The sequence below is a fragment of the Cellulomonas sp. H30R-01 genome (genome assembly GCF_010119915.1).
Lineage (GTDB): Bacteria > Actinomycetota > Actinomycetes > Actinomycetales > Cellulomonadaceae > Cellulomonas > Cellulomonas algicola.
Genome location: NZ_CP048210.1, coordinates 2,980,920 through 3,004,494, shown reverse-complemented (window position 1 = coordinate 3,004,494; position 23,575 = coordinate 2,980,920). Strand labels below are relative to the sequence as shown.

The window sequence follows — 23,575 nt, the reverse complement described above, 5'->3', positions numbered from 1 at the left end:
GGGGCCCGTCGTCACGTCCGGGGCCTCACGGGCGGTCGGCGCCGCCGACGCGCGCCGGCGGGCCGTCGTCAGGAGGTCGTCGGCCCGTTCGTCGCCGGGGCGTCGCCGACCGGCTGGAACGCCGCGTCGTCGGTGCCCTCGACCACGTCGAGCAGCTCGCCGATGCGCGTGACCTCGAGGAGGAAGCGCACGGTCGGCGGGACACGCAGCAGACGCACGCGGTGCTGGCTGCGGATCGACAGGCGCGCGAGGAACGCGACGCCCGACGAGTCCATGAACGTCACGTGGTGGGCGTCGACCTCGATGGGCAGACCGACCTGCTCGGCCTCGGTGGTCGCCTCCTGCAGCTCCGGTCCGAGGTCGGCGTCGACCTCGCCCGAGAGCACGATGCGGGTGCGGTCGGTGCCGACGATCACGTGGACCGCACCGGGTTCACCCACGACGCGACCGGCCACGTCGTCGGGCGTCGCCGACTCGTCCGGGTTGCTGCTGTTACCGTCGCGCACAGTGCTCCTTCTGGTGCCGGCCTCGAAGGCGCGCCGTCGACTGCCTCGACGACCCGCCCGTTCGGCACGCTAGACGATCGGAGGTGGTGGTGGTCAACTCCCACGCGGATCCGATGTCGGGCGGTCTGCCCGCCTCGGGGCCGTCGGGGACCCTCGACCTGCACGCACGCGCGCTCGCGGCGACGGTCGTGCCGATGGGGCTCTTCGAGTCACGGGACGCCGTGCTGACGGCGGTCTGGGTGAACGACGCGTTCGAGCGGGCGGTCGGCTACGGGCTGGAGGGCGCGCACGAGCGAGAGCCGACGATCCGCACGGAGCTGGCGCGGGACCCGGTGCGGGCGATGCAGCTCGCAGAGGCCCTGCTCGCCCGGCAGCCGTTCTCGCCGACCTTCGAGCTCGACCGCGGCGACGGCACGCGCTTCGTCTGCCAGGTGCACCTCTCACCCGTGCCGGGCGCGGACGACGAGCCGGAGTACTGGGTCGCAGCGTTCCAGGACATGACCGAGCAGCTGTCGCACGACGCCGAGCAGGCCGCGCTCGTCGAGGCCGAGCGCCGTGAGCGCCGCAGCCTCGGGCTCATCGCCCAGGTCTCGGACCTGCTCATGGACGTCGACGACCCGCACGCGCTGCGCGAGATCGCGATGGTCCTGCGGCACGCCGTCGTGGGCTGGGCGGGCTTCTTCCTCAACGACCGCGGGCTGCGGGCCGCGGACGGCATCGACGGCGGGCCGGGTCGCGGTCACCGCGGCGACGCGTTCCGCACGGCCACGCGCGGCCCGCGGCCCGACGCCCCGGACGTCGTGCAGCTGCTGCTCGACGGCGAGCGCGACCGGCCCGTCGACCTCGCGCTCGACGCCGTGTACGCGTGCGGCAGCGCCTCGGAGTGGCTCGCGCAGCACGTCAGCGCCGACGCCCAGCACCCCACGGACGGGCAGCCTGCGCCGTCGGGCGGCCGGGCCGTCGTCTTCCCCGTGCCGGGCCGTCGACGCGTGCTCGGGCTCATGGCGGTCGTCCCGCGCGACGAGGGCGGTCTGCGCGCGATCGAGCCGGCGACGATGACGATCCTCGAGCTCACCGCGCGCCGCGTCGGCCTCGTGCTCGACAACGCGCGCCTGTACGACCGCGAGCACCGCCTGGCCGAGACGCTGCAGCGCGCGATGCTGCCCGAGCAGGCCGAGGTCGACGGGCTCGACGTGTGGACGTACTACGCGCCGAACTCGGAGAACGTGCAGGTCGGCGGCGACTGGTACGACGTGCTGCAGATCTCCCCGGACGTCGCGGGCGTCGTCATCGGGGACGTCGTGGGGCACGACGTCGAGGCGGCCGCCGCGATGGGCCAGCTGCGCTCGGTCGTGCGCTCCTACACGTTCGACATCACGACGCCCGGGCCGGTGCTGGAACGCGTCGACCAGCTCGTCACGGGCATGCGGATCCCGCGCTCGGCCGGTCTGGTCCTGTCGACGCTGACCCGCCGCGAGCAGGGCTGGCGGCTCGAGTGGTCGCGCGCGGGCCACCTGCCGGTGCTGCACGTGCGCGACGGCGTCGCGACCGAGCTGCGGGACGCGGGCGGTGCGCTCATCGGGTTCGGCAACGGGGTCCGGAGCACGAGCACGCTCGACCTCGTCGAGGGCGACGTCCTCGTCTACTACACCGACGGCCTCATCGAGCGGCGCGACCGCGGGCTCCGGGAGGGCCTGGCGGCGCTCGCGGGTGTCGCGTCGCGGATCACGGCGCGCGACGCGGCGGGCATCGGCGAGGAGCTGCTCTCGCGGCTCGCGGACCACCCGGAGGACGACGTCGCGGTCGTCGTCGTGCGCGTCCCCGACCCGCGCGACCACCTCGAGCGTGCGCGCAGCCCGCGGCGTCGGCGCTGGTCGCTGCCGAACGAGCCGTCGTCGATCGGGCGGGCGCGGCACGCCGTCGTGCGCACGTGCCAGGCGTGGGAGATCCCCGACGCGGCGAACGCCGAGCTGGTCGTGTCCGAGCTCGTCGCGAACGCCGTGCTGCACGGGTTCGGGCACGTGTCGCTGCAGCTCTACGACACGGGCGACGGCCTGCGCATCGAGGTCGAGGACGGCAACCCGGCGCCGCCGGTGTCGACCGACGGGCACCCGGGGCGCGTCGGCGGGTTCGGCATGCAGATCGTCGAGCGGCTCGCCGACTGGGGCTGGCGTCAGTCGCGCGGCGGCAAGCTGGTGTGGGCGAAGGTGCGGCCGGGGAGCCTGCCGGAGGTGGGTCGCTGAGGCGTCAGCGCGCGGGTGCACCGGCGGGGCGCTGAGGCGTCAGCGCGCGGGTGCGCCGGCGGGTCGCTGAGGCGTCAGCGCGCGGGTGCGCCGGCGGGTCGCTGAGGCGTCAGTGCGCGGGTGCACCGTCGGGCTGGACGACGTCCTGCTCGGTGCCGTGCGCGCACCGGTGGTCCGGGTCGATGCGGAACAGCTCGGTCGCGCCGCAGATCTCGATGACGAAGAGGTCGCGCGAGTCCGCGCCGCGCAGCACCGTCGCCCCGCCGCGCTTGCGGCTCGCGTCGGCCAGCGAGATGAGGAACGCGGCCCCCGTCGAGTCCATGAACGTCACGCCGCACATGTCGATCACGAGCAGCTGGCGGCGGAGGCCGACGACACGGGCGGCCACCTCGGGGAACTGGTCGCGTTCCGCGAGGTCGAGGTCGCCGGCGATGACGAGCGTGGTCGTCGTCGACGACGTGGAGATCTCGATCATGGACATCCACCGGGTTCGGGGGGGCCACCCAGCTCCTGCGGGGCGCCGGAGGGGGTCCGGCGGGTCGACTGTAGTTGCGCTCCCACGCCTGCGCATCCGCGCCACCTGGACGGGTGCCCGGATCGCCTGCTGTGCGCGCAGATGTCCCCCGGAGGGACCACGCCGCCGACCTGTCGGGGAGAGACTGGGCCCATGAGCCACGAGAACCTCCTCGACGGACCCGCCCCGACGCACCTGCCCGCCGACGGCCCCGACGGGGACGCGCGCGCCGCCCTCGCGGCGGGCTCGTCGCCGCGCGACGTCGTCGCCGTCGCCCCCGCGTCGTCGCTCGTGTGGGCGCTGCTCGCGGAGCGGGCGCTCGCCGACGAGGGCGACCCCGTCGCGGCCTACGCGTACGCGCGGACCGGCTACCACCGTGGCCTCGACGCGCTGCGGCGCGCGGGGTGGCGCGGTCGCGGTCCGGTGCCGGCCGACCACGCCCCGAACCAGGGGTTCCTGCGCGCGCTGCTCGCGCTCGCCGAGGCTGCCGAGGCTCTCGGCGAGACCGACGAGGCGCAGCGCTGCGAGCAGTTCCTGGTGGACTCGGGGACGTCGGCCGAGGAGGTCGCCGGTCTGCGCTGAGCCGCCCGCGGGCACGGTCGGGACGAGGGCTCGGCCATGACCGTTCCTTGACCGTCCGGTACCCTCTCGGAGGTACCGGGTCACTGCCGCCCGTGCCCGGGTCCACGTGCAAGCGCCGCGCCTTCTCGGTCGGTCTCCGCCGTGCGTCCCCGCATCGCAGGCAGGTAGGAGTGGTGACAGATGCCTGCAGTGGTGGTGCTCGGCGCCCAGTGGGGCGACGAGGGCAAGGGCAAGGCGACCGACCAGCTCGGCTCGCGCATCGACTACGTGGTGAAGTTCAACGGCGGCAACAACGCCGGCCACACGGTCGTCGTCGGGGGCGAGAAGTACGCGCTGCACCTGCTGCCCTCCGGCATCCTGTCGCCCGGTGTCGTCCCCGTCATCGGCAACGGCGTCGTCATCGACCTCGAGGTGCTCTTCCAGGAGATCGAGGCGCTCGAGGCCCGCGGGGTCGACACCTCCCGGCTGCTCGTGTCGTCGGCCGCGCACGTCATCGCGCCCTACAACCGCACGCTCGACAAGGTCACCGAGCGGTTCCTCGGCTCGCGCCGCATCGGCACCACGGGGCGCGGCATCGGCCCCACGTACGCGGACAAGATCAACCGCGTGGGTGTCCGCGTGCAGGACCTGTTCGACGAGAAGATCCTGCGGCAGAAGGTCGAGGGCGCCCTCGACCAGAAGAACCACCTGCTGGTGAAGGTCTACAACCGCCGCGCGATCACGGTCGACGAGACCGTCGAGGACCTGCTGCGCTTCGCCGACCGCGTCCGCCCGTACGTCGCGGACACCCCGCTCGTGCTCAACCAGGCGCTCGACGCCGGCAAGACGCTCGTGTTCGAGGCCGGTCAGGCCACGATGCTCGACATCGACCACGGCACCTACCCGTTCGTGACGTCGTCCTCGGCGACCGCGGGCGGCGCGTGCACCGGCTCGGGCGTCGGCCCGACCCGCATCGACCGCGTCGTCGCCGTCGCGAAGGCCTACACGACGCGCGTCGGCGAGGGGCCCTTCCCGACCGAGCTGCTCGACGACGACGGCGAGTGGCTGCGCCAGACCGGCGGCGAGTTCGGCACCACGACGGGCCGCCCGCGGCGCACCGGCTGGTACGACGCGGTCGTCGTCCGGTACGCGGCGCGCGTCAACGGCCTCACCGACCTGGTGCTCACCAAGCTCGACGTGCTCACCGGCAAGGACCGCATCCCGGTCGCCGTCGCGTACGACGTCGACGGCACACGGCACGACGAGATGCCCGCCGACCAGTCGGACTTCCACCACGCGAAGCCCGTCTACGAGTACCTCGACGGCTGGACCGAGGACATCACCGGAGCCCGCGAGTTCGACGACCTGCCCGCCGCTGCGCAGCGCTACGTGCTGCGCCTGGAGGAGATCAGCGGCACCCGCATCTCGTCCATCGGCGTCGGCCCGGGCCGCGAGGCGACGATCATCCGCCACGACCTCCTGGCCTGACCTCCGCCCGCCGGCGCGCGTCCTCGCGGCCGGCCGCAGCACGCACGCCGCACCCGCCCCTTCCCGTGGCCGGGTGCCGTCGGTGTCCTCGGGGTCAGGCGGTGGCCTCCACGAGGGACCGGGTGCCGGGCCCACCGTCCGTGCGGGCGGGCTCGTCGGGCGTGGGGGCCGCGGCGACGGTCTCGCCGTCCCCGGCCGTTGTTCGAGCGTCGTCGCGCGTCGTCGCGGAGGTGTTGTCGGCGTCGGACGGGGTGTCGTCGTGCGGGGCGTCGTCCTCGTCGCGGGGGCCGGCGGCGGCGAGCACGGCGGCCTCGGCCTCGTCGACCATGCGCTGGCGGACGACGGCCATCGAGCCGAGGGTCGCGAGGATTGCGACCGCGGTGCCGCCGACGAACACGGCCTCCAGGCCCCAGGTCTCGGCGACGAACCCGGCGAGCAGCGCACCGACGGGCATGAGGCCGTAGCCGAGGGTGCGGCCGGCGCCGCCGACGCGGCCCAGCATGGTCGCGGGCACGATCCGCTGGCGCATCGACATCGAGATGACGTTGCCGATCGTGTTCGTGAAGCCGAGCAGGAACAGCGTGACCGCGACGGCGCCGACGCTGCGCACGAGGACGGGGACGATCAGCAGCAGGCTGTTGGCGAGCCAGCACCCGAGCATGAGGCGGACCTCGCCGACCCGTCGGGTGAGGGCCTCGGCGACGAACGACCCGCCGACGGCTCCGACGGCGAGCGTGGCCGCGAGCAGCGTGTAGTGCTCGGCGCGCATCCCGAGCTCCGAGCCGGGGCCGACGGCCCAGAGGACGAAGACCGCGAAGTAGCCGGTGCTGGCCATGTTCATGAGCGAGCCGGACAGCAGGAGCGGGCCGAGGACGCGGTGCTTCGCGAGGAACGAGATGCCCTCGACGACCTCGCGGCCCGCGCGCTTGGGCTCGGTCCGCTCGTGGCGGTATCGGCCGGGGATGCCCCGCCACAGCAGCACGGCGGCGGCGACGGCCAGCGCGGCGGGGACGCCGAACACCCAGCCGGTCCCGAGGGTGAGGACGGCGCCGGCGATCGGGGCGCCGACGAACGAGTTGGTGACGGTCTGGACGGCGAGCGTGCGGCCGTTGGCGGCGCCGAGCCGCGCGCGGGGCACGAGGTCGGGCACGAGCGCTCCGGCGGCGAGGTCGGCGAACACCTCGGTCGCGCCGTAGACGAGGGCGATCACGACGAGCGCCGTCATGGTGAGGCGGTCGGTCGCGATGAGGGCGACGGCGCTGGCGAGCACCGCGGCGCGGACGGACATGGCGACGATCTGCACGACGCGACGGTCCTGCCGGTCGACGAGGACGCCCGCGACGAGCCCGAGCAGCAGCCAGGGCAGCCACGCGGCGGCGGTGATGAGCGCGATCTGCCCGGGCGAGCGGGTCAGCGTGAGGGCGACGAGGGGGACGCCCATGCCGAGGACGCCGTCGGCGAGGTTCGCGGCGCCCGTCGCGCCGAGGGCGGCGGTGAACCGGCGACCCAGCGGCTCGGCAGGCGGCTCGACGGGTGCGGATGCGGCGGGGGAGTGCGGCGTGCTCATCGTGCGCCCCTAGGATCGAAGAGGAAGTTCTGCAAAGAGTTCTTTGCAGAGAAAACTTTGCAAAGGTATCTCTGCACATGGCCGAGCGCAAGACCCCCGACGACGCCGACGCGCCCCTGTCCGTCTTCGCCGAGCGTCCGATCACGCCCGAGGCGCTCAAGGCCCTCGCGCACCCGCTGCGGATCGCGATGTACAACCTGCTGGGCGAGGTCGGGCCGTCGACCGCGAGCCGGCTCGGGCGGCTGCTGGGGGAGAGCAGCGGCCAGACGAGCTACCACCTGCGCCAGCTCGAGCGGTACGGGTTCGTCGAGGACGACCCCGAGCACACCGGCGGCCGCGAGCGGTGGTGGAAGCCCGTCGGCTTCAGCATCGACGGCCGCGCGATGCTCGAGGACCCGGCGACGGCCCCCGCGGCGCGGCTCATGCTGCAGTCGGTCGTCGCCGACCGTGCCGACGTGCTGACCCGCTGGATGACCGGCCCGCGCGAGCCCGAGTGGGACGACGCGCAGATCAACGACCGCATCACGACCGACCTCACGCCTGCCGAGGCGCACGACGTCATCGCCGCCGTGCAGCACGTCATCGAGGAGCACGTCCAGGCGGCCAGGGCGCGCAAGGCCGCGGGCGAGACCGAGGGCCGTCGTCGCTACCGGATCTACCTCGACGGACTCCCGCTCCCCGCCGACGACCCGGAGTAGCCGACCGCCTGACCCGCCGCCTGCCGACGCCGGTCGTCGACCGCTGACCCTCCGCCGACCCGGTGCTGAGCACCGGTGCCGACGCCGAAGCGGTACCCAGACCCGGGTCGACGGCGGGAAGCGGAGCGGGGGCGACCGGTCGTCGGACGGGTCGTGGGCTCGCGTGGGCGGCTCGGTAGGCTCGGCGCCCGTGAAGATCCTCGTCGTCGGCACCGGTGCCCGTGAGCACGCCCTCGTCCGCGCGCTGTCCCTCGACCCGGCCGTGACCGCGCTGCACGCCGCGCCTGGCAACCCCGGCATCGGGGCGCTCGCCACGCTGCACGCGGTCGACCAGCTCGACGGCGCGGCCGTCGCGGCGCTCGCGACGGAGCTCGCCGCGGACCTCGTCGTCGTCGGCCCGGAGGCGCCGCTCGTGGCGGGTGTCGCCGACGCCGTCCGTGCGGCCGGGATCCCGGTGTTCGGCCCGTCGGCCGAGGCCGCGCGTCTCGAGGGGTCGAAGGCGTTCGCGAAGGACGTCATGGCCGCCGCGGGTGTGCCGACCGCCGAGCCGCGCGTCGCGTCGACGGTCGAGGAGGTCGCCGCCGCGCTCGACGCGTTCGGTGCCCCGTACGTCGTCAAGGAGGACGGCCTCGCCGCGGGCAAGGGCGTCGTCGTGACCGACGACCGTGCGGTCGCGCTCGAGCACGGGCGCGCGTGCGTCGAGAAGGAGGGCGGCCGGGTCGTCGTCGAGGAGTACCTCGACGGTCCCGAGGTGTCGCTGTTCGTGCTGTCCGACGGTGCGACGGTCGTCCCGCTGGTCCCCGCGCAGGACTTCAAGCGCGCGCTCGACGGCGACGCCGGGCCCAACACGGGCGGCATGGGTGCGTACTCGCCGCTGCCGTGGGCGCCCGACGGCCTGGTCGACGAGGTCCTGGACCTCGTCGCGCGCCCCACGGTCGACGAGATGGCCCGCCGCGGCACCCCGTTCGTCGGCGTCCTCTACTGCGGCCTCGCGCTCACGTCGAAGGGCACGCGCGTCGTCGAGTTCAACGCGCGCTTCGGCGACCCGGAGACGCAGGTCGTCCTGGCCCGCCTCGCGACGCCGCTCGCGGGCGTGCTGCTCGCGGCGGCGACGGGCACCCTCGCCGACCTGCCGCCGCTGGAGTGGCGTGACGAGGCGGCCGTGACGGTCGTCGTCGCGTCGCACGGCTACCCGGGCACGGTCCGCGGCGGTGACCCGATCACGGGAGTCGAGGACGCCGAGGCGCTCCCGGGCGTGCACGTCCTGCACGCGGGCACGGCGCTCCGGCAGAACCCGGCGGCCGACGACGACTCCGAGGTCGACGGCGCGCACCTCGTGTCGAACGGCGGCCGCGTGCTGTCGGTCGTGGGCGTCGGCGCCGACCTGGCCGCCGCCCGCGCGGCCGCGTACGCGGGCGTCGCGCAGATCGAGCTGGACGGGTCCCACCACCGGACCGACATCGCCGCCGTCGCCGCCGGGCTCTGACGCGTCTTCGGCGCGCTCGACGACGACCGCACGACGGAGGGACGCACGATGACGGCGACGGCACCACGCCCCGAGACCTCCGGTCCGCCCGCGCTCCCGCCGCTCGCCGCGCAGGTCGAGCGGCTCGTGGCGCTCGGCGTGCTCGACGCCGCCGGGCTCGACGCGGCGCGCGTGCACGACGCGGTCCAGGCGGTCGACGCGCCGGGGCTCCTCGTGGTCGACCGCGGCCTGGTCCCCGCCTCCGTGCTCACGCCGCTGCTGCGGCTGGGCGACCGGGCGGGCTTCGTCGTCGAGGACATGACCGACGTCGACGCGTTCGCGCCGACCGACGGGCTCGACGTCCCGCCGTCGCCCGTCTACGTCGTGACCGCGCCGGACCGCGGGGACGACCTCGGGAACTGGTCGCCCGAGGAGGCGCTGCCCGAGCTCGCCGCGCGCGGCCGCTCGCCGCTGCTGCTCACCGAAGGGCTGCACTGGGCGCTGCAGGTGCCGGAGGTCGTCGAGCGGAACTTCTGCTACATGACGATCGGCTCGCGCCTGCGCAAGGCGGACGGCGCGTACGACGCGCGCACGCCCGCCGTCTGGATCTCGCTCGGCACCGGCCGTGACGGGCGAGAGCGTCGGGGAGCGCCGAAGGTCGGATGGTGCTGGTGGCGCAACCGGCACACGTGGCTCGGCTTCGCGTCGGGGGTCGACCGGCTCGCCGTGCCGCTCGACGGCTGACGCCCGGGCCCGAGCCGGTCACGGCGCGGGACGCTCAGGGCTCGGGAGGGTCGGGTCAGGACGCGCCCGCGCCGAGCGGGTCGTCGAAGCTCTCGGGTGCTGCGCCCAGGAGCGAGCGCGTGACCCGCTCGGAGTCCTGGAGCATCTCGTCGACGGCGGCGTCGAGGTCGTCGTCGCCCACCGGGCGCCCCGCTTCGGCGGCCAGCAGCACCGCCCGCCGGGCGGCCTCCTTGACGAACGACGCGGTCACCCCCGAGGTGCGGGCGGTCGCACGGTCGAGGGCGCCGTCGCCGAAGGGGAGCCCGCGCGTGTAGAGCGCGAACAGGCGACGGCGTGCGTCGTCGTCGGGCAGCGGGATCTCGACGGCGAGGTCGACGCGGCCGGGTCGCTGCGAGAGCGCGCGCTCGAGCAGGTCGGCGCGGTTCGTCGTGAGCAGGAACGTCACGTCGGCGTCGGACGCGAGCCCGTCGAGCGCGTCGAGGACCTCGAACAGCAGCGGCTGCGGTCCGTGGCTGAAGGAGCGGTCCTCGGCGACCAGGTCGCAGTCCTCGAGGACGACGATCGCCGGCTGCAGGGCCCGGGCGGTCTCGGCCGCGAGCGACACGAGCGCGAGCGACGGCCCGGCCAGCAGGATCACGGTCGTGCCGTCGGCGGCGCCGACGAGGTGCCGGACGGTGTGCGTCTTGCCCGTCCCGGGCGGCCCGTAGAGCAGGACGCCGCGCTTGAGGTGCTGGCCCGCGTCGCGCAGGGTGTCGCGGTGCCGGGCGACCGCGAGGACCTGGCGCTCGACGCGGTCGAGGGTCCCGTCGGGCAGGACGACGTCGGCCCGCGGCACGGTCTCCCGCCGCACGAACGTCACGCCGCCCGCGCCCGGCTGGTACGGCGAGCCCTGGAACGTGACGACCTGCCCGCGCAGCACCGACCGCTCGGTCATCGCCGTGCGGATCTCGGCGAGCAGCGCGCCCGCGAGGTCGTCGTCGGCGCACAGCACCTCGATCGTGCCCTGGCCCTCGTGCCGAGGGCTCGTGAGGCGTTGGGCGAGGACGACGGGCTCGTCGTCGACGCGGAGCAGGGTCAGCCCGAAGGCCACCACGCGCCGCTCGCTGTCCGGGCCGGTCGCGGTGCGCTCGTAGTCCACCGCGCCGACGGGGAAGTGCGCCGCCCACTGGCCGGCGGTGTTGAGGATCTCCGAGAGCGACGAGTGCATGCGCTGCTCGCCGCCGCCGACGCCGAGCAGCCGCCCGCCGCCGTGCGCCTCGACCACGGCCGCGACGGCGACGTCCGCGTCGACGCGGCGCAGGAACGGGACGACCTCGGTCAGCACCGGCAGCCCGCGCGGGTCGCGACCGAGGTGCTCGCGCAGGACCGGCACGAGCGGCGTGATCTTGTCGGTCGGCTGCGCGGTCGCGGCCTGGGCGGCGTCGGCGAGGGTGCGGAACGCGCGGAGGAAGTCGTCCAGCCGGTCGTCGGGCATCGCGCGGATCTCCTGCCGTGCAGGTGGCCACGACGGTGGCCTCGTCTGGTGGACTCGTGCACGGCGTCGGTGCCGCGCACGTCACACTAGGCCGGTGACCACCGCCGTCGTGCCCGAACCGTCCGTCGCGCTCCCCGGGTGGGCGCACACGTACTCCGGCAAGGTGCGGGACCTGTACGTCCCCGACGAGTCCGCCGCGGGTGCGGCGATCACCGCGGAGCACGGCGACGTCGTGCTGGTCGTCGCGAGCGACCGCGTCTCGGCGTACGACCACGTGCTGTCGCCGGGGATCCCGGGCAAGGGCGTCGTGCTGACGCAGCTCAGCCTGTGGTGGTTCGAGCAGCTGGCCGACCTCGTGCCGAACCACGTCGTCTCGACGGACGTGCCGGAGGCCGTCGCGGGCCGCGCGATGGTGTGCCGTCGCCTGTCGATGTTCCCCGTGGAGTGCGTCGCGCGCGGCTACCTGACGGGTTCGGGGCTGGCCGAGTACCGCGCGTCGGGCGAGGTCACGGGCATCCCGCTGCCGGCCGGCCTGGTCGACGGGTCGCGGTTGCCGGAGCCGATCTTCACGCCCGCGACGAAGGCGGAGCTCGGCGACCACGACGAGAACGTGCCGTTCTCGGCGGTCGTCGCACAGGTCGGCGAGGAGGCCGCGACGACGCTGCGCACCCTCACGCTCGCCGTCTACGCGCGGGCCGAGGCCGTCGCGCGCGAGCGGGGCGTGATCCTCGCGGACACCAAGCTCGAGTTCGGCACCGACCCGACGACGGGCGCGGTCACGCTGGGCGACGAGGTGCTCACGCCGGACTCGTCGCGGTTCTGGCCGGCCGACGCGTGGGAGCCGGGCCGCGCGCAGCCGAGCTTCGACAAGCAGTTCGTCCGGGACTGGCTGACGTCGCCCGCGTCCGGGTGGGACCGCGGGTCCGACGTGCCGCCGCCGGTCCTGCCGGCCGACGTCGTCGAGCGCACGCGCGACCGGTACCTCGAGGCGTTCGAGCGTCTGACGGGGTCGCCGCTGCCGCTCTGAGCGGTGGTCGTCGGGCTCGCGCCCGGGCGACCGGGGCGCGCCGGCCGGTGTGAGCAGGGCGACATCCGGGTCCTGCCAGCGAGGTCGAAGGCGAGGTTAGGCTTGCCTCATCCGCCGGCCGTGACGGGATGACCGCGTCGGCCCGCCCCTCACCGATGGGAGTCCCCCCGTGCGCCACCTGCGCCGCTCCGCCGTCGCCGTCGTCGCGACCGCGCTGACCCTCGCGCTCGCCGCGTGCGCCGGCTCGACCGACGACGACGCCGCCACCCCCGAGCCCGGCAGCACCGAGAGCGACGGGACGACGTTCCCCGTGACCATCGAGTCGGCGCTCGGCGAGGCCGTCATCGAGCAGAAGCCCGAGCGCGTCGTGACCCTCGGCTGGGGTGCGGACGACATCGCCCTCTCGCTCGGCACCGTGCCCGTGGGCATCGAGGCCGACACGTGGGGCGGCGACGAGGACGGCTACCACCCGTGGTTCCGCGAGGCGATCGAGGAGCGCGACGCCGAGCTGCCCGAGGCGATCGCCGCGTACCCGCTCGACGTCGACGCGATCGTCGCTCTCGAGCCCGACCTGGTGCTCGCGCCGCAGTCGGGCCTCGAGCAGGACGTCTTCGACCAGCTCTCCGAGGTCGTGCCCGTCGTGGCGTACCCGAAGGAGGCGTGGCAGACGACCATCGAGGAGCAGGTCGAGATCATCGCGACCGCCCTCGGCGTCCCCGAGCAGGCCGCACCGCTGCTGCAGACGCGGCAGGACGCGATCGACGAGGCCGCGCTCGCGAACCCCGAGCTCGCCGGGATCTCGTTCGCGTACGTCTACGCCGGCACGCCGGGCAGCCTCGACGTGTACCTGCCGGGCGACCCGCGCGTCGACCTGCTCACCGACCTCGGCCTCGAGCTCGCCCCGTCGGTCGCGGACCTCGAGCCGTCGCCGAACACGTTCACGTCGAGCCTCGGCCTGGAGAACGCGGACCAGCTCGACGACGTCCAGCTGCTGTTCACGTGGTTCGGGGACGAGGCCGAGCAGGCCGCGACCGAGGCGCAGCCGCTGTTCGCGCAGATCCCCGCGTTCGCCGCCGGTGCCTACGTGCCGATGCTCGACCGCTCGCTCGGCATGGCCGTCACGACCGCCACGCCGCTGTCGCTGCCGTGGGCGCTCGACGCGTACCTGCCGCTCATCGCCGCGGGCGCCGAGAAGGTCTGACCGGGACCGCCCTTCCGGTCGCCTACGCGGCGCCGGGCGGGCGCCCGCGGGACGTCACCCGTCGGCCTGCGCCGCCGCCGCGTGACCCGTTCCGTACCGTGCACCCATGAGCACCGTCGCCGCTCCCCGAGCCCCGCACGCGCACCCGGTGCGCGCGCGGGGCTCGCGCGCGCTCGTGCTCACCGCCGGGATCGTGGGCGCGCTCGCGCTGCTCGCGCTCGCCGTCGGGCTCAGCCTGGCCGTCGGCGCGAAGTCCGTCCCGCTCGGCGACGTCTGGTCCGCGCTGCTGCACCCCGACGACTCGTACACGTCGAGCGTCGTCGCGTCGCGCGTCGACCGCACGCAGCTCGGGGTGCTCGTCGGCGCGGCGCTCGCGGTCGCGGGTGTCGTCATCCAGGGGCTCACACGCAACCCGCTGGGCGACCCCGGGCTGCTCGGCGTCAACGCGGGCGCGTCGGCGTCCGTCGTCCTCGGCATCCTCGTGCTCGGCCCGGCGGCGGGGCGTTCGGTGTGGACCGCGATCCCGGGCGCGCTGCTCGCGGCCGTCGCGGTCTACCTCATCGGGTCGGGCGGGCGGCGCGCGACCCCGGTCCGGCTGGTCCTCGCGGGAGCGGCCGTGTCGGCGGTGCTCGTCGCGCTCGTCGAGGCCGTCTCGCTCACCCAGCCGCTCGTGTTCGACTCCTACCGCGTGTGGGTCGTCGGGTCGCTCGCCGGGCGTCCGCCCGGGCTCGTCGCGCAGGTCCTGCCGTTCGTCGTCGTCGGGCTCGTGCTGTGCGCGCTGCTCGCGCGGCCGCTCAACGCGCTCGCGCTCGGCGACGAGTCGGCGACGTCGCTCGGGCTGCACGCCGGCCGCACGCGCCTGCTCGGCGGTGCTGCCGCGACGCTGCTGTGCGCCGCCGCCGTCGCCGCGGTCGGCCCGATCGCGTTCGTCGGGCTCGCGGTGCCGCACGTCGTCCGCTCGTTCACCGGGTCCGACCACCGCTGGCTGCTGCCGTACTGCGCGCTGCTCGGGCCGGTGCTGCTGCTCGTGTCCGACGTCGTCGGGCGGGTCGTCGCGCGGCCGGGCGAGCTCATGGTCGGGGCCGTCACGGCGTTCGTCGGAGCGCCGTTCCTCATCGCCGCGGTGCGGCGCGGCCGGATGGGGCTGTGATGCTCCAGGGTCGACCGCCGCGCGTGCTGCGTCTCGGGTCTGCCGAGCGGGGTGTCTCGCTGCGCTGGCGCGTGCGGCCGGTCGTCGTGGGCGTCGCTGCCCTGGTCGTGGCCGTCGTGGCCGCGCTCGTGACCGTCAGTGCCGGTCGGCTCGGCATCCCGCTCGCCGAGCTGCCGACCGTGCTCGCGGGCGACGGCACGAAGATCCAGCAGTGGGCGCTGTTCACCAAGGCGCTCCCGCGCCTCACCGTCGCCGCGGCCGCCGGTGCCGCGTTCGCCGTCGCCGGTGCGCTGTTCCAGTCCGTCACCCGCAACCCGCTCGGCAGCCCCGACGTCATCGGCCTCGGGTCCGGCGCCGCGGCGGGGGCCGTGGCCGCCGCGCTCGTGTGGCCGGGCGTCGTCCCCGTGCCGGTCGGTGCCGTCATCGGCGCGGTCGTCGCCGTCGTCGCCGTGTGGCTCGGCACCGGGCGCGGGTTCGCCGCACCGCACCGCATGGTCGTCACCGGCATCGCCGTCGGCGCGATGGCGCTCGCGTTCGTCCAGCTCGCGCTCGCGCGCAGCAACCGGGAGGACGCGCAGGAGGTCGCGATCTGGATCAACGGGTCGCTGCTCGCGCGGACCTGGACCGACGCGGCCGTCGTCGGCGGCGCGCTGCTCGTGCTCCTGCCGCTCGCGCTCGTGCTGACCCGCGCCCTCCAGGTCGTCGAGATGGGCGACGAGGCCGCGACCGCCGTCGGCGTCCGACCGTCGACCGTGCGCACCGCGGCCGTCGTCGTGGGCGTGCTCGCGACCGGTGCCGCCGTCAGCGTGTGCGGGCCGATCGCGTTCGTCGCACTCACCGCCCCGCAGATCACGCGTCGCCTGACACGCTCGACCGGGCCCGGGATCGCCGCCGCGGCCTGCACGGGGGCGGCTGTGCTGGTCGTCGCCGACCTGATCGCGCAGTACGCCGTCCCCGGGCAGCAGCTCCCGGTCGGTGTCGTCACGGCCGCCCTCGGCGGCGTCTACCTCGCGTTCCTGCTGGTGCGCGAGTGGAGGAGGAGCGCCGCATGAGCACCGCCCGCCCAGCGCCCGGAACCACCGGCGACGCCACCGGCCCGGCCACCCCCGCGTCGCCGCTGGAAGCGCGCGACCTCACGCTCGCCTACGACCAGCTCGTCGTCGCGCGCGACCTGTCCGTCGCGATCCCGCGCGCCTCGTTCACCGTCATCATCGGCCCCAACGGGTGCGGCAAGTCGACGCTGCTCCGCGCGCTCGCCCGCACCCTCAAGCCGCGCGCCGGCGAGGTGCTGCTCGAGGGGCAGCCCGTCGAGAAGATGCGCGGCAAGGACGTCGCCCGCCGGCTCGCGCTGCTCCCGCAGAGCCCCGTCGCACCCGAGGCGATCACCGTCGGGGACCTCGTCGCGCGCGGCCGGTACCCGCACCAGGGGATCCTGCGGCAGTGGTCGCCCGCCGACGCGCGTGCCGTCGCTGCCGCGCTCGACGCCACCGAGGTCGCGGACCTGCGCGACCGGTACGTCTCCGACCTCTCCGGCGGTCAGCGGCAGCGCGTGTGGCTCGCGATGGCGCTCGCGCAGGAGACCGACCTGCTGCTGCTCGACGAGCCGACGACGTACCTCGACATCGCGCACCAGGTCGAGGTCATGGACCTGTGCGCACGCCTGCACGAGGAGGGGCGCACCCTCGTCGCCGTCCTGCACGACCTCAACCAGGCCGCCCGCTACGCGACGCACCTCGTCGCGATGCGGGACGGACGCGTCGTCGCGCAGGGCGCACCCGCGGACGTCGTCACCGCCGAGCGCGTGCGTGAGGTCTTCGGGCTCGCGTGCCGCGTCGTGCCGGACCCCGAGACCGGCACGCCGATGGTCGTGCCGTTGCGCGGGGCTGCGTCGCGCGTCTGAGGACGACAGGCCCCGACGGCTCGCGTCTGCGGACGACAGCCGCCAAGGGGCTCGCGTCTGCGGACGACGAGCCGCCAAGGGGCTCGCTTCTGCGGACGACGGGCCGCCGACGGATGTCCCGCCTCAGACGACGATGTCCGACGGCTCCGTCAGCGTGACCCACGCCTGCTCGCCGAGCGCCCGCGTCGGCGGCAGGACGTCCGCGTCGACGGCCGGGCCGAGGTCGAGCCCGGTGAGCTCCTCGATCGTCGACACCGGCACCTGGAACGTGCGGAAGGGCCCGAGCGGCGGGGGAGCGTCGACGTCCCGCGCCGCGCGCTGCGCCTCGTCGAGGTCGAGGCCCGCGAGCAGCGGCGACTGGTCCACGAGGAACCCCGCGGCCGCGAGCTTCAGCTTCGGGGCCCTGTCGTCGGGCACTCCCGCGGACGGCGCGTCGGGGTCGGGCGACGCCCACACGGCGACCTTCCAGAAGTGCCGCGGCACACCGACGCCCCGGTACACGGGGTCGTCGTCGCGCAGCACGGGACCGGTGAAGACGCTGACCCGCTGCCGCCACGTCTCCGCGTACTCGAGCACGTGGTCCTCGAGGCCGACCCACAGCTGCTTGCCCTGGTTGAAGTCGTCGACCTGCGGCGCGGCGTTCGTGTACCGGAAGGTGTCGACGTTGGCCTGCTGCGCGACGTCCGGAGCGCCCCAGACGGGGTCGGCGCGGCGCACGAGGTGCCCGCGGTCGAGGCGGTTGGCCCGGTAGACGTCGGGCCCGGCCTGCCGGTCGGCCGGCACGCGCGGGTCGAGCTCCCACCGGTCGTTGCGCGGCAGGTCGAGCAGCTGGCTGCCGTCGATGTTGACCGCGGTCGCCGCCGCGAGCTTGTGGTGCTCGTCGAAGAGCACGGTGAAGTGCGTCGACGGGAGGTCCTCCGTGGGCCGCGGCGTGACCGGCAGCGGCAACGGAGGGCCGAGGAAGAACGGGTCGTACCCTGCGTGATCCATGCCGCCCCCTACGGTGCTCACATGACGACGGTAGCGGCGGGCTCGGCGCTCGGGACATGACAATCGCGACAAATCACCCTCTGCTCCTGCGTGCGGGGCGCCGGGTCGGTCACGCGGGCCCGGTCGACGTCCTGCTGCGCGACGGGCGCGTCGCCGCGCTCGGTCCGGACCTCCGCGACGCGGCCGGGCCGCGCGTCGAGGTCGTCGAGCTCGACGGTCGTCACGTGCTGCCCGGCCTGTGGGACGCCCACGTGCACCTGACCCAGTGGGCGCTCGCGCGGCAGCGGCTCGACGTGTCCCGCGCGGCGTCGGCGGCGGAGGCGGTCGCGCTCGTGCGCGCGCGGCTCGACACAGCACCGCCGGCGCCCGGGGCTCCGCTCGTCGGGTTCGGGTTCCGCGACGGCCTCTGGCCGGACGACCCCACGACCGCGCTGCTCGACGCCGCCGTCGGTGAGGTGCCCGTCGTGCTCGTCTCGGGCGACCTGCACTGCGCGTGGCTGTCCACCGCCGGGCTGCGGATGCTCGGCGTCGGCGCGCACGACGGCGGGCTGCTGCGCGAGGGCGACTGGATGCCGCTGCAGGGCGCGGTCGACCACGTGCCCGACGACGTCGCCGACGCGGCGGTCCACGACGCCGCGCTGGCGGCGGCCGCTCGTGGAGTGGTCGGGGTGGTCGACCTGGAGATCGCCGACAACCTCGACGTCTGGCGCCGCCGCACCGCCGCCCGGCCCGGCGTGCTGCGGGTCCGCGCCGGTGTCTGGGAGGAGCACCTCGACCGCGTCGTGCGCGACGACCTGCACACGGGCGACCGCGTCGCCGGGCTCGTCGAGCAGGGACCGCTCAAGGTCATCACCGACGGCTCGCTCAACACGCGCACCGCCTACTGCCACGACCCCTACCCCGGCACGTCCGACCGCGGCGTGCTGTCCGTCCCGCCCGAGCGCCTCGTCCCCCTCATGACGTACGCGCGGTCGCACGGCCTCCGGTGCGCGGTCCACGCGATCGGCGACGCCGCCAACGCGCTCGCGCTCGACGCGTTCGCCGCGTCCGGCGCGGCCGGGTCCGTCGAGCACGCACAGCTCCTCGACGACGACGACGTCCAGCGGTTCGCCGAGCTCGGTGTCGTCGCGAGCGTCCAGCCCGAGCACGCGATGGACGACCGGGACGTCGCCGACCACCACTGGGCCGGCCGCACGCGCCGCGCCTTCCCGCTCGCCGCACTGCACGCCGCGGGCGTCACGCTCACGCTCGGGTCCGACGCGCCCGTCGCGCCGCTCGACCCGTGGGTCGCGGTCGACGCCGCCGTCTGGCGGTCGCGCGACGGCCGCGACGCGTGGCACCAGGAGCAGCGGCTCGACCTGCTGACGGCGCTCGCGGCCTCCGTCGACGGGCGGCCGCTCGGCCTCCAGGTCGGCGACCCGGCCGACCTCGTGCTGCTCGACGACGACCCGGTCGCCCGGGGCGGGGCGGCGGGCGCCCTCCGCGACATGCCCGTCGCCGGCACGCTCGTCGCGGGCGGCTGGACGTACCTCACCCTCTGACGCGAGACCGGGTCCGGACGGGACCTCGTCGGCTCGGGTGCCGTGCCACGTCGCCCTGGTCGCCCGGCACGGTCCCGCTGCGCGGCGAGGGGCGATGTCGTCGTGCTGCTCGCTCGGCCGCGCGCCGCGCCCGTCATGCGTGCGTGACCTGCGACTTCGCCCGTCCGGGGGATGGCTCAGACAGGTCGTCGCGCGATATATATCGGGCATGACGTTCCGGATGACCGAGCAGGCGTATCTCGTCATGCTCGCGCTCGCCGACGAGCCGCGGCACGGTTACGGCGTCGTGCAGGAGGTGCGCACGCTGTCGGACGGCACCGTCCGCCTGGGCGCCGGCACGCTCTACGGCGTGCTCGACCGGCTCGTCGACGCCGGCTACGCGGAGGCGTCGGGCGAGGTCGTCGTCGACGGACGCGTCCGGCGCTACTACCGCTTGACGCCCGACGGACGCGAGGTGCTCACCGCCGAGACCGCGCGCCTCGCCGGCCTCGCCCGTCGCGCGCAGCGCGTCCTCGCCGCCCCCGTCCGCCCGCGCCCTCTGCTGGGCGGCGCCTGATGGACCGCACGGTCGAGAGGGCCTTCGAGCGCTCCGCCCGACGCTGGCTGCGCGCCTACCCGCCCCGCTGGCGCCGCGAGCGCGCGGACGAGGCCGTCGCGCTGCTCGCCGACCTGACGGCCGACGCCCGCCGGGTCGACCTGCGCACCGCCCTGGGCCTGGTCCGGGGTGGCTGGTCCACCCGCCGCCGCACGCGACCGCCGCTGCGGACGTTCCTCACCTTCCGGTTCCGTGGCCGGCTGCCCGGCCCCGAGCACGCCGCCTGGCTCGAGGACGACGTCACCGGGCGGTGGTTCCACGCCCGTGCTGCACTCGCGCAGGTGCTCGTCGTCGGCCTCGTGGCGTGGGGCGTGGCAGCCGTCGGGTGGTTGTCGTGGGAGGCAGTGCTCTTCGGCTCCGTCGTGATGGTGCTGTCCGAGGCCGTCCGCGCGACGCGGCGGATGCTGCGCCGCGAGGACCCGCGCCGGCCGGCCGTCGCGGGCGACGTCGGCCGCTTCGGCCCGTACGTGCGGCTCGACCCGCCGGACGGGGGTACGCGGTGAGCGCACAGCCTCCGGTTGCCAGCTCCGGCGGCACCGACGGCCCCGACGCCACGGACGGCCCCGACGCAGGTGTCGGCGGCGCGGCGGCCGGCACGTCGGCCACGCCCGATCACCCCGCAGCCCTGCACCCCGAGGCGCGTGCCACGACGTTCGTGCGCTCGGCGCAGCGCTGGCTGCTCGCCTACCCGCCGTCGTGGCGCACGCGGCACGGTGCCGAGCTCGTCGACGTCCTCGCGGACCTCGCGGAGCCGTCGGCCACCCGCGTCGACACCCGGACTGCGGCGGGGCTCGTCGTCGGCGGTCTGCGCACACGGTGGCGCACCGGACCGCCGCCGGCCGCGCGGCTCGCCTTCTGGGTCTTCGACACCCCGCCCTCGGCGCGCTACGGCGACTGGCTGCGGGACACGGTCGCCGCCCGGAGGTTTCGCGTCATGCGCTGGCTGCGCGGGTGCACCCCGGCCCTCCTGCTGCTCGCGGTCCCCGGCGTCCGCGACGACCCCCGGTCGGTCGTCGCCCTCGTCGCGCCGGGCGTCGCGCTGTACGGCGTCCTCGTGCTCCTGACGAACGGGGAGCGGACGCGCCGCTGGATGACGCAGCGGTTCGTCGCGTCCCGCGGCCCTGAGCCGGGGACCCGGCTGCCCGTGGTCGTGCTGCCGCGGCGGCGGGTCGCGGCGGTGCCGTCGACCGTGGCGGCGCTGGTGGTCGTCGGCGTCGGCGCGGTCGCGTGGTCCGTCGCCGGTTGGCTCGTCCCGTCCGTCGTGACGTGGGTGTCGTGCCCGACCGACGGACTGCCGGTGGTCGCGTGCGCGGAGAGCGTCACGATGCCCCGCACGTCGCCGACGGGGTGGCTGGTCACGCTCGCGGCGTCCTGCGTCGTCGGCGGTCTCCTGGCGCTCGGGGCGTGGCGACGCCTGCGGCGTGTCCTGCCGTCGCTGCCGGAGCAGCCGTGGCGCGAGGTCGTGCCGCTCGTCCGGACGGCGCCCGTCGGCGTCGCCGTCGTCGTGGCGGCGATCGTCGCGTCGGCGGTCTGGGAGGTCGTCGAGATCGGCGTCCTGACGTTCTCGGCCGTCACCGCGCCGGTCTGCGTCACGACGCTGCCCGTGCTGCTCGTCCTCCTGCGCGCCGCGCACCGCACCGCGCACCGCCCGGACATGGCGGCCGTCGATCTGTGGGCGGTCGCGCTGCGCGGTCGGCCGCCGCGCATCGACGAGCCGCAGCCCGGGCTCGTCTGACCCGGCGCCCGCGGCACCGCCCGTGCTCGCACGTCCCGCGGTCGACGGGCCTGGTCGGGCGGGGTCCTGCGCCGCACCGGTCGCCTGTCGCGCGCTGGCCAGACCGGTCGCCTGTCGGACGCCGACCGGGCGCGGCGTCGCCGGTCGGTAGACTCGCCGCGATCCCCACCGCCGCGAACTCAGGGAGCACCCCCGTGGGACGAGTCGTCGTCGACGTCATGCCGAAGCCCGAGATCCTCGACCCGCAGGGCAAGGCGGTCGCGGGCGCGCTGCCGCGCCTGGGCTTCGCGCAGTTCTCGTCGGTCCGCCAGGGCAAGCGGTTCGAGCTCGAGGTCGACGGGCCGGTGACGGAGGAGATCCTCGCCGCAGCCCGCGCCGCGGGTGAGCAGGTCCTGTCGAACCCGGTCATCGAGGACGTCGTCGCGGTGTACGAGGACACGGACGCCGAGGTCGCGGCCCGATGAGCCGCATCGGCGTCGTCACCTTCCCCGGCACGCTCGACGACCGCGACGCGGCGCGCGCGGTCCGGCTGGCCGGCGGCGAGCCCGTCGCGCTGTGGCACGCCGACGCCGACCTGCACGGGGTCGACGCGGTCGTCCTGCCCGGTGGCTTCTCCTACGGCGACTACCTGCGTGCGGGCGCGATCAGCCGCTTCGCGCCCGTGATGGGCGAGATCGTCGACGCCGCCCACCAGGGCCTGCCGGTGCTGGGCATCTGCAACGGCTTCCAGGTCCTCACCGAGGCGCACCTGCTGCCCGGCTCGATGATCAAGAACGACCACCTGCACTTCGTCTGCCGCGAGCAGGTGCTGTCGGTCGAGCGCACCGACACGGCGTGGACCAGCGACTACGCGCAGGGCGAGCACATCACGATCCCCCTGAAGAACCAGGACGGCCAGTACGTCGCCGACGAGCGCACGCTCGACGAGCTCGAGGGCGAGGGCCGCGTCGTCTTCCGCTACGAGGGCTGGAACCCGAACGGGTCGCGGCGCGGCATCGCGGGCATCAGCAACGCGGCGGGCAACGTCGTCGGGCTCATGCCGCACCCGGAGCACGCGGTCGAGGCGGGCTTCGGGCCGGACGGCGCGCAGGGTCCGCGCACGGGCACGGACGGGCTGCGGTTCTTCACGTCGGTGCTCAAGGCGCTCGTCGGCTGATGACGGCGGACGCCCCGGCCGTCACGGTCGACGTCGTCGCCTGGGACCACCCGGACGTGGTGCGGCTGCGCGACGCCCAGCAGGCCGAGCTGCGCGCGCGGTACGGCGAGGACGACATCGGCCACGAGATGTCGGGCGACGACATCGTCGGCGTGGTGCTGCTGCACGCGGACGGCGAGCCGGTCGCGATCGGCGCCCTGCGCGACGTCGACGCGGTGTACGACGACCTCGAGCCGCAGACCGCCGAGGTCAAGCGCATGTACGTCGTGCCGGAGCACCGCGGCCGCGGCTACTCGCGCCTCATCCTCACCGAGCTCGAGCGGCTCGCGTCGACGCAGGACGTGCGCTGCCTCGTCCTGGAGACGGGCCCCCTGCAGCCCGAGGCGATCGGCCTCTACCTGCGGGCCGGCTTCTTCCCGATCGAGAACTACGGCGAGTACGTCGGTGTCGTGGACTCGCGCTGCTTCGCGAAGTACCTCGTCCCGGTGCCGCAGGCCGAGCGGGGTCCGCGCTACGAGGGGCGTGTCACGGTCGAGCGGACCGCGTGGGACGACCCGCGCGCGCTCGAGCTGCGCCGCGCGATGCACCGGTTCAACGGCTGGCGGTACCCCGAGCTGCAGCCGATCTGGGACGCCGCGGGCGGCTTCGACGGTGACGACGCGGCGCAGGGCGTCGGCGTCGTGGTCGTGCTGCTCGCGCTGCTCGACGGCGAGCCCGCCGGCCACGTCGCGCTGCGCGGTCCGCGCGACGGCTACCCGGAGGGCTCGGGCGAGGTCAAGAAGCTCTTCGTCGACGACGACGCCCGCGGCGCCGGCCTCGCGCGGACGCTCATGCGCGCGCTCGAGGCCGAGGCCCGCGTGGCCGGCATGACGTCGCTGCTCCTGCAGACCGGCGTCCGCCAGCCGGAGGCGGTCCGCCTCTACGTCGACGAGGGCTACCGGCCGATCGCACCGTACGGCCCGTACGTCGGCGACCTGCTGTCCCTCTGCTTCGCGAAGACGCTCTGACGGCGTCACCGGC

At 75.3% G+C, this 23,575-nt stretch carries 23 protein-coding genes; 18 read left to right on the top strand and 5 right to left on the bottom strand.

Annotated features, from left to right (window positions below; translation table 11 throughout):
• Positions 1–68 precede the first annotated feature (68 nt).
• On the bottom strand, positions 69–506 hold the full coding sequence (locus GXP71_RS13475; protein WP_162353056.1) for an STAS domain-containing protein: 438 nt from the start codon (positions 504–506) through the stop codon (positions 69–71).
• An 86-nt stretch (positions 507–592) separates the two neighbouring features.
• On the opposite strand from GXP71_RS13475, the gene GXP71_RS13470 reads away from it, so the two are divergent.
• On the top strand, positions 593–2,749 hold the full coding sequence (locus GXP71_RS13470; protein WP_370520942.1) for a SpoIIE family protein phosphatase: 2,157 nt from the start codon (positions 593–595) through the stop codon (positions 2,747–2,749).
• 109 nt (positions 2,750–2,858) lie between these two features.
• Here the strand turns inward: GXP71_RS13470 and GXP71_RS13465 are convergent, their stop codons facing one another.
• Entirely contained in the window at positions 2,859–3,224 is a 366-nt protein-coding gene (locus GXP71_RS13465; protein ID WP_162353055.1) for an STAS domain-containing protein, read from the bottom strand.
• A gap of 192 nt (positions 3,225–3,416) precedes the next feature.
• Between GXP71_RS13465 and GXP71_RS13460 the strand changes: the two genes are divergently transcribed.
• Both GXP71_RS13460 and GXP71_RS13455 read left to right on the top strand, forming a co-directional pair.
• On the top strand, positions 3,417–3,845 hold the full coding sequence (locus GXP71_RS13460; protein ID WP_162353054.1) for a DUF3151 domain-containing protein: 429 nt from the start codon (positions 3,417–3,419) through the stop codon (positions 3,843–3,845).
• 180 nt (positions 3,846–4,025) lie between these two features.
• Positions 4,026–5,312, top strand: a complete 1,287-nt coding sequence (locus tag GXP71_RS13455) for an adenylosuccinate synthase (protein WP_162353053.1) — start codon at positions 4,026–4,028, stop codon at positions 5,310–5,312.
• 94 nt (positions 5,313–5,406) lie between these two features.
• Here the strand turns inward: GXP71_RS13455 and GXP71_RS13450 are convergent, their stop codons facing one another.
• Entirely contained in the window at positions 5,407–6,879 is a 1,473-nt protein-coding gene (locus GXP71_RS13450) for an MFS transporter (RefSeq protein ID WP_238402416.1), read from the bottom strand.
• Between the two features lie 77 nt (positions 6,880–6,956).
• Between GXP71_RS13450 and GXP71_RS13445 the strand changes: the two genes are divergently transcribed.
• From GXP71_RS13445 to GXP71_RS13435, 3 genes are all read left to right on the top strand, one after another.
• Positions 6,957–7,577: a helix-turn-helix domain-containing protein gene (locus tag GXP71_RS13445; RefSeq protein ID WP_162353052.1), complete on the top strand. Its 621-nt coding sequence runs from the start codon at positions 6,957–6,959 to the stop codon at positions 7,575–7,577.
• 190 nt (positions 7,578–7,767) lie between these two features.
• Positions 7,768–9,063 (top strand): phosphoribosylamine--glycine ligase, encoded by a 1,296-nt coding sequence (gene purD, locus GXP71_RS13440; RefSeq protein ID WP_162353051.1) that lies wholly within the window; start codon positions 7,768–7,770, stop codon positions 9,061–9,063.
• Positions 9,064–9,111: 48 nt separating this feature from the next.
• The gene (locus GXP71_RS13435; protein WP_162353050.1) at positions 9,112–9,786 is read left to right on the top strand and encodes a DUF5701 family protein; all 675 of its coding nucleotides are present in this window, start codon (positions 9,112–9,114) and stop codon (positions 9,784–9,786) included.
• Between the two features lie 55 nt (positions 9,787–9,841).
• On the opposite strand, the gene GXP71_RS13430 is transcribed toward GXP71_RS13435, so the two are convergent.
• Positions 9,842–11,260 carry an ATP-binding protein gene (locus GXP71_RS13430; protein WP_162353049.1) on the bottom strand — a complete coding sequence of 473 codons (1,419 nt, stop codon included), beginning with the start codon at positions 11,258–11,260 and terminating at the stop codon, positions 9,842–9,844.
• 94 nt (positions 11,261–11,354) lie between these two features.
• Between GXP71_RS13430 and GXP71_RS13425 the strand changes: the two genes are divergently transcribed.
• From GXP71_RS13425 to GXP71_RS13405, 5 genes are all read left to right on the top strand, one after another.
• Positions 11,355–12,287, top strand: a complete 933-nt coding sequence (locus tag GXP71_RS13425) for a phosphoribosylaminoimidazolesuccinocarboxamide synthase (protein ID WP_238402415.1) — start codon at positions 11,355–11,357, stop codon at positions 12,285–12,287.
• A gap of 169 nt (positions 12,288–12,456) precedes the next feature.
• Positions 12,457–13,488, top strand: coding sequence for an ABC transporter substrate-binding protein (locus GXP71_RS13420; RefSeq protein ID WP_162353048.1), 1,032 nt, complete (start codon positions 12,457–12,459; stop codon positions 13,486–13,488).
• 106 nt (positions 13,489–13,594) lie between these two features.
• Positions 13,595–14,638 carry an iron ABC transporter permease gene (locus GXP71_RS13415; RefSeq protein WP_162353047.1) on the top strand — a complete coding sequence of 348 codons (1,044 nt, stop codon included), beginning with the start codon at positions 13,595–13,597 and terminating at the stop codon, positions 14,636–14,638.
• The gene (locus tag GXP71_RS13410; RefSeq protein WP_162353046.1) at positions 14,638–15,690 is read left to right on the top strand and encodes an iron chelate uptake ABC transporter family permease subunit; all 1,053 of its coding nucleotides are present in this window, start codon (positions 14,638–14,640) and stop codon (positions 15,688–15,690) included. Before GXP71_RS13415 ends, GXP71_RS13410 begins: the two co-directional genes overlap by 1 nt.
• Positions 15,687–16,538 (top strand): ABC transporter ATP-binding protein, encoded by an 852-nt coding sequence (locus GXP71_RS13405; RefSeq protein ID WP_238402414.1) that lies wholly within the window; start codon positions 15,687–15,689, stop codon positions 16,536–16,538. Before GXP71_RS13410 ends, GXP71_RS13405 begins: the two co-directional genes overlap by 4 nt.
• A 123-nt stretch (positions 16,539–16,661) precedes the next feature.
• Here GXP71_RS13405 and GXP71_RS13400 read toward each other — a convergent pair whose 3' ends face one another.
• Positions 16,662–17,528 carry a DNA/RNA non-specific endonuclease gene (locus GXP71_RS13400; protein ID WP_162353045.1) on the bottom strand — a complete coding sequence of 289 codons (867 nt, stop codon included), beginning with the start codon at positions 17,526–17,528 and terminating at the stop codon, positions 16,662–16,664.
• Positions 17,529–17,584: 56 nt separating this feature from the next.
• On the opposite strand from GXP71_RS13400, the gene GXP71_RS13395 reads away from it, so the two are divergent.
• From GXP71_RS13395 to GXP71_RS13365, 7 genes are all read left to right on the top strand, one after another.
• Entirely contained in the window at positions 17,585–19,069 is a 1,485-nt protein-coding gene (locus GXP71_RS13395; protein WP_162353044.1) for an amidohydrolase, read from the top strand.
• A 208-nt stretch (positions 19,070–19,277) separates the two neighbouring features.
• Positions 19,278–19,625, top strand: a complete 348-nt coding sequence (locus tag GXP71_RS13390; RefSeq protein WP_202924249.1) for a PadR family transcriptional regulator — start codon at positions 19,278–19,280, stop codon at positions 19,623–19,625.
• Positions 19,625–20,167, top strand: a complete 543-nt coding sequence (locus GXP71_RS13385; protein ID WP_162353043.1) for a hypothetical protein — start codon at positions 19,625–19,627, stop codon at positions 20,165–20,167. The genes GXP71_RS13390 and GXP71_RS13385 overlap by 1 nt, the downstream gene beginning before the upstream one ends.
• Positions 20,164–21,399 (top strand): hypothetical protein, encoded by a 1,236-nt coding sequence (locus GXP71_RS13380; protein WP_162353042.1) that lies wholly within the window; start codon positions 20,164–20,166, stop codon positions 21,397–21,399. Before GXP71_RS13385 ends, GXP71_RS13380 begins: the two co-directional genes overlap by 4 nt.
• Positions 21,400–21,593: 194 nt before the next feature.
• Positions 21,594–21,863, top strand: coding sequence for a phosphoribosylformylglycinamidine synthase subunit PurS (gene purS, locus GXP71_RS13375; RefSeq protein ID WP_162353041.1), 270 nt, complete (start codon positions 21,594–21,596; stop codon positions 21,861–21,863).
• Entirely contained in the window at positions 21,860–22,555 is a 696-nt protein-coding gene (purQ, locus tag GXP71_RS13370) for a phosphoribosylformylglycinamidine synthase subunit PurQ (RefSeq protein ID WP_162353040.1), read from the top strand. Before purS ends, purQ begins: the two co-directional genes overlap by 4 nt.
• The gene (locus GXP71_RS13365) at positions 22,555–23,562 is read left to right on the top strand and encodes a GNAT family N-acetyltransferase (RefSeq protein ID WP_162353039.1); all 1,008 of its coding nucleotides are present in this window, start codon (positions 22,555–22,557) and stop codon (positions 23,560–23,562) included. The genes purQ and GXP71_RS13365 overlap by 1 nt, the downstream gene beginning before the upstream one ends.
• Positions 23,563–23,575 lie beyond the last annotated feature (13 nt).

What these genes read in the sequence shown, in the direction of transcription:
- GXP71_RS13405 (WP_238402414.1), top strand. Translation starts at nt 15,687, where the DNA reads ATGAGCACCGCCCGCCCAGCGCCCGGAACCACCGGCGACGCCACCGGC.
- GXP71_RS13465 (WP_162353055.1), bottom strand. Translation starts at nt 3,224, where the DNA reads ATGATCGAGATCTCCACGTCGTCGACGACGACCACGCTCGTCATCGCC.
- GXP71_RS13385 (WP_162353043.1), top strand. Translation starts at nt 19,625, where the DNA reads ATGGACCGCACGGTCGAGAGGGCCTTCGAGCGCTCCGCCCGACGCTGG.
- GXP71_RS13430 (WP_162353049.1), bottom strand. Translation starts at nt 11,260, where the DNA reads ATGCCCGACGACCGGCTGGACGACTTCCTCCGCGCGTTCCGCACCCTC.
- GXP71_RS13415 (WP_162353047.1), top strand. Translation starts at nt 13,595, where the DNA reads ATGAGCACCGTCGCCGCTCCCCGAGCCCCGCACGCGCACCCGGTGCGC.
- GXP71_RS13445 (WP_162353052.1), top strand. Translation starts at nt 6,957, where the DNA reads ATGGCCGAGCGCAAGACCCCCGACGACGCCGACGCGCCCCTGTCCGTC.
- GXP71_RS13400 (WP_162353045.1), bottom strand. Translation starts at nt 17,528, where the DNA reads ATGGATCACGCAGGGTACGACCCGTTCTTCCTCGGCCCTCCGTTGCCG.
- GXP71_RS13365 (WP_162353039.1), top strand. Translation starts at nt 22,555, where the DNA reads ATGACGGCGGACGCCCCGGCCGTCACGGTCGACGTCGTCGCCTGGGAC.
- GXP71_RS13390 (WP_202924249.1), top strand. Translation starts at nt 19,278, where the DNA reads ATGACGTTCCGGATGACCGAGCAGGCGTATCTCGTCATGCTCGCGCTC.
- GXP71_RS13395 (WP_162353044.1), top strand. Translation starts at nt 17,585, where the DNA reads ATGACAATCGCGACAAATCACCCTCTGCTCCTGCGTGCGGGGCGCCGG.
- GXP71_RS13455 (WP_162353053.1), top strand. Translation starts at nt 4,026, where the DNA reads ATGCCTGCAGTGGTGGTGCTCGGCGCCCAGTGGGGCGACGAGGGCAAG.
- GXP71_RS13460 (WP_162353054.1), top strand. Translation starts at nt 3,417, where the DNA reads ATGAGCCACGAGAACCTCCTCGACGGACCCGCCCCGACGCACCTGCCC.
- GXP71_RS13435 (WP_162353050.1), top strand. Translation starts at nt 9,112, where the DNA reads ATGACGGCGACGGCACCACGCCCCGAGACCTCCGGTCCGCCCGCGCTC.
- GXP71_RS13450 (WP_238402416.1), bottom strand. Translation starts at nt 6,879, where the DNA reads ATGAGCACGCCGCACTCCCCCGCCGCATCCGCACCCGTCGAGCCGCCT.
- GXP71_RS13410 (WP_162353046.1), top strand. Translation starts at nt 14,638, where the DNA reads ATGCTCCAGGGTCGACCGCCGCGCGTGCTGCGTCTCGGGTCTGCCGAG.
- purQ (WP_162353040.1), top strand. Translation starts at nt 21,860, where the DNA reads ATGAGCCGCATCGGCGTCGTCACCTTCCCCGGCACGCTCGACGACCGC.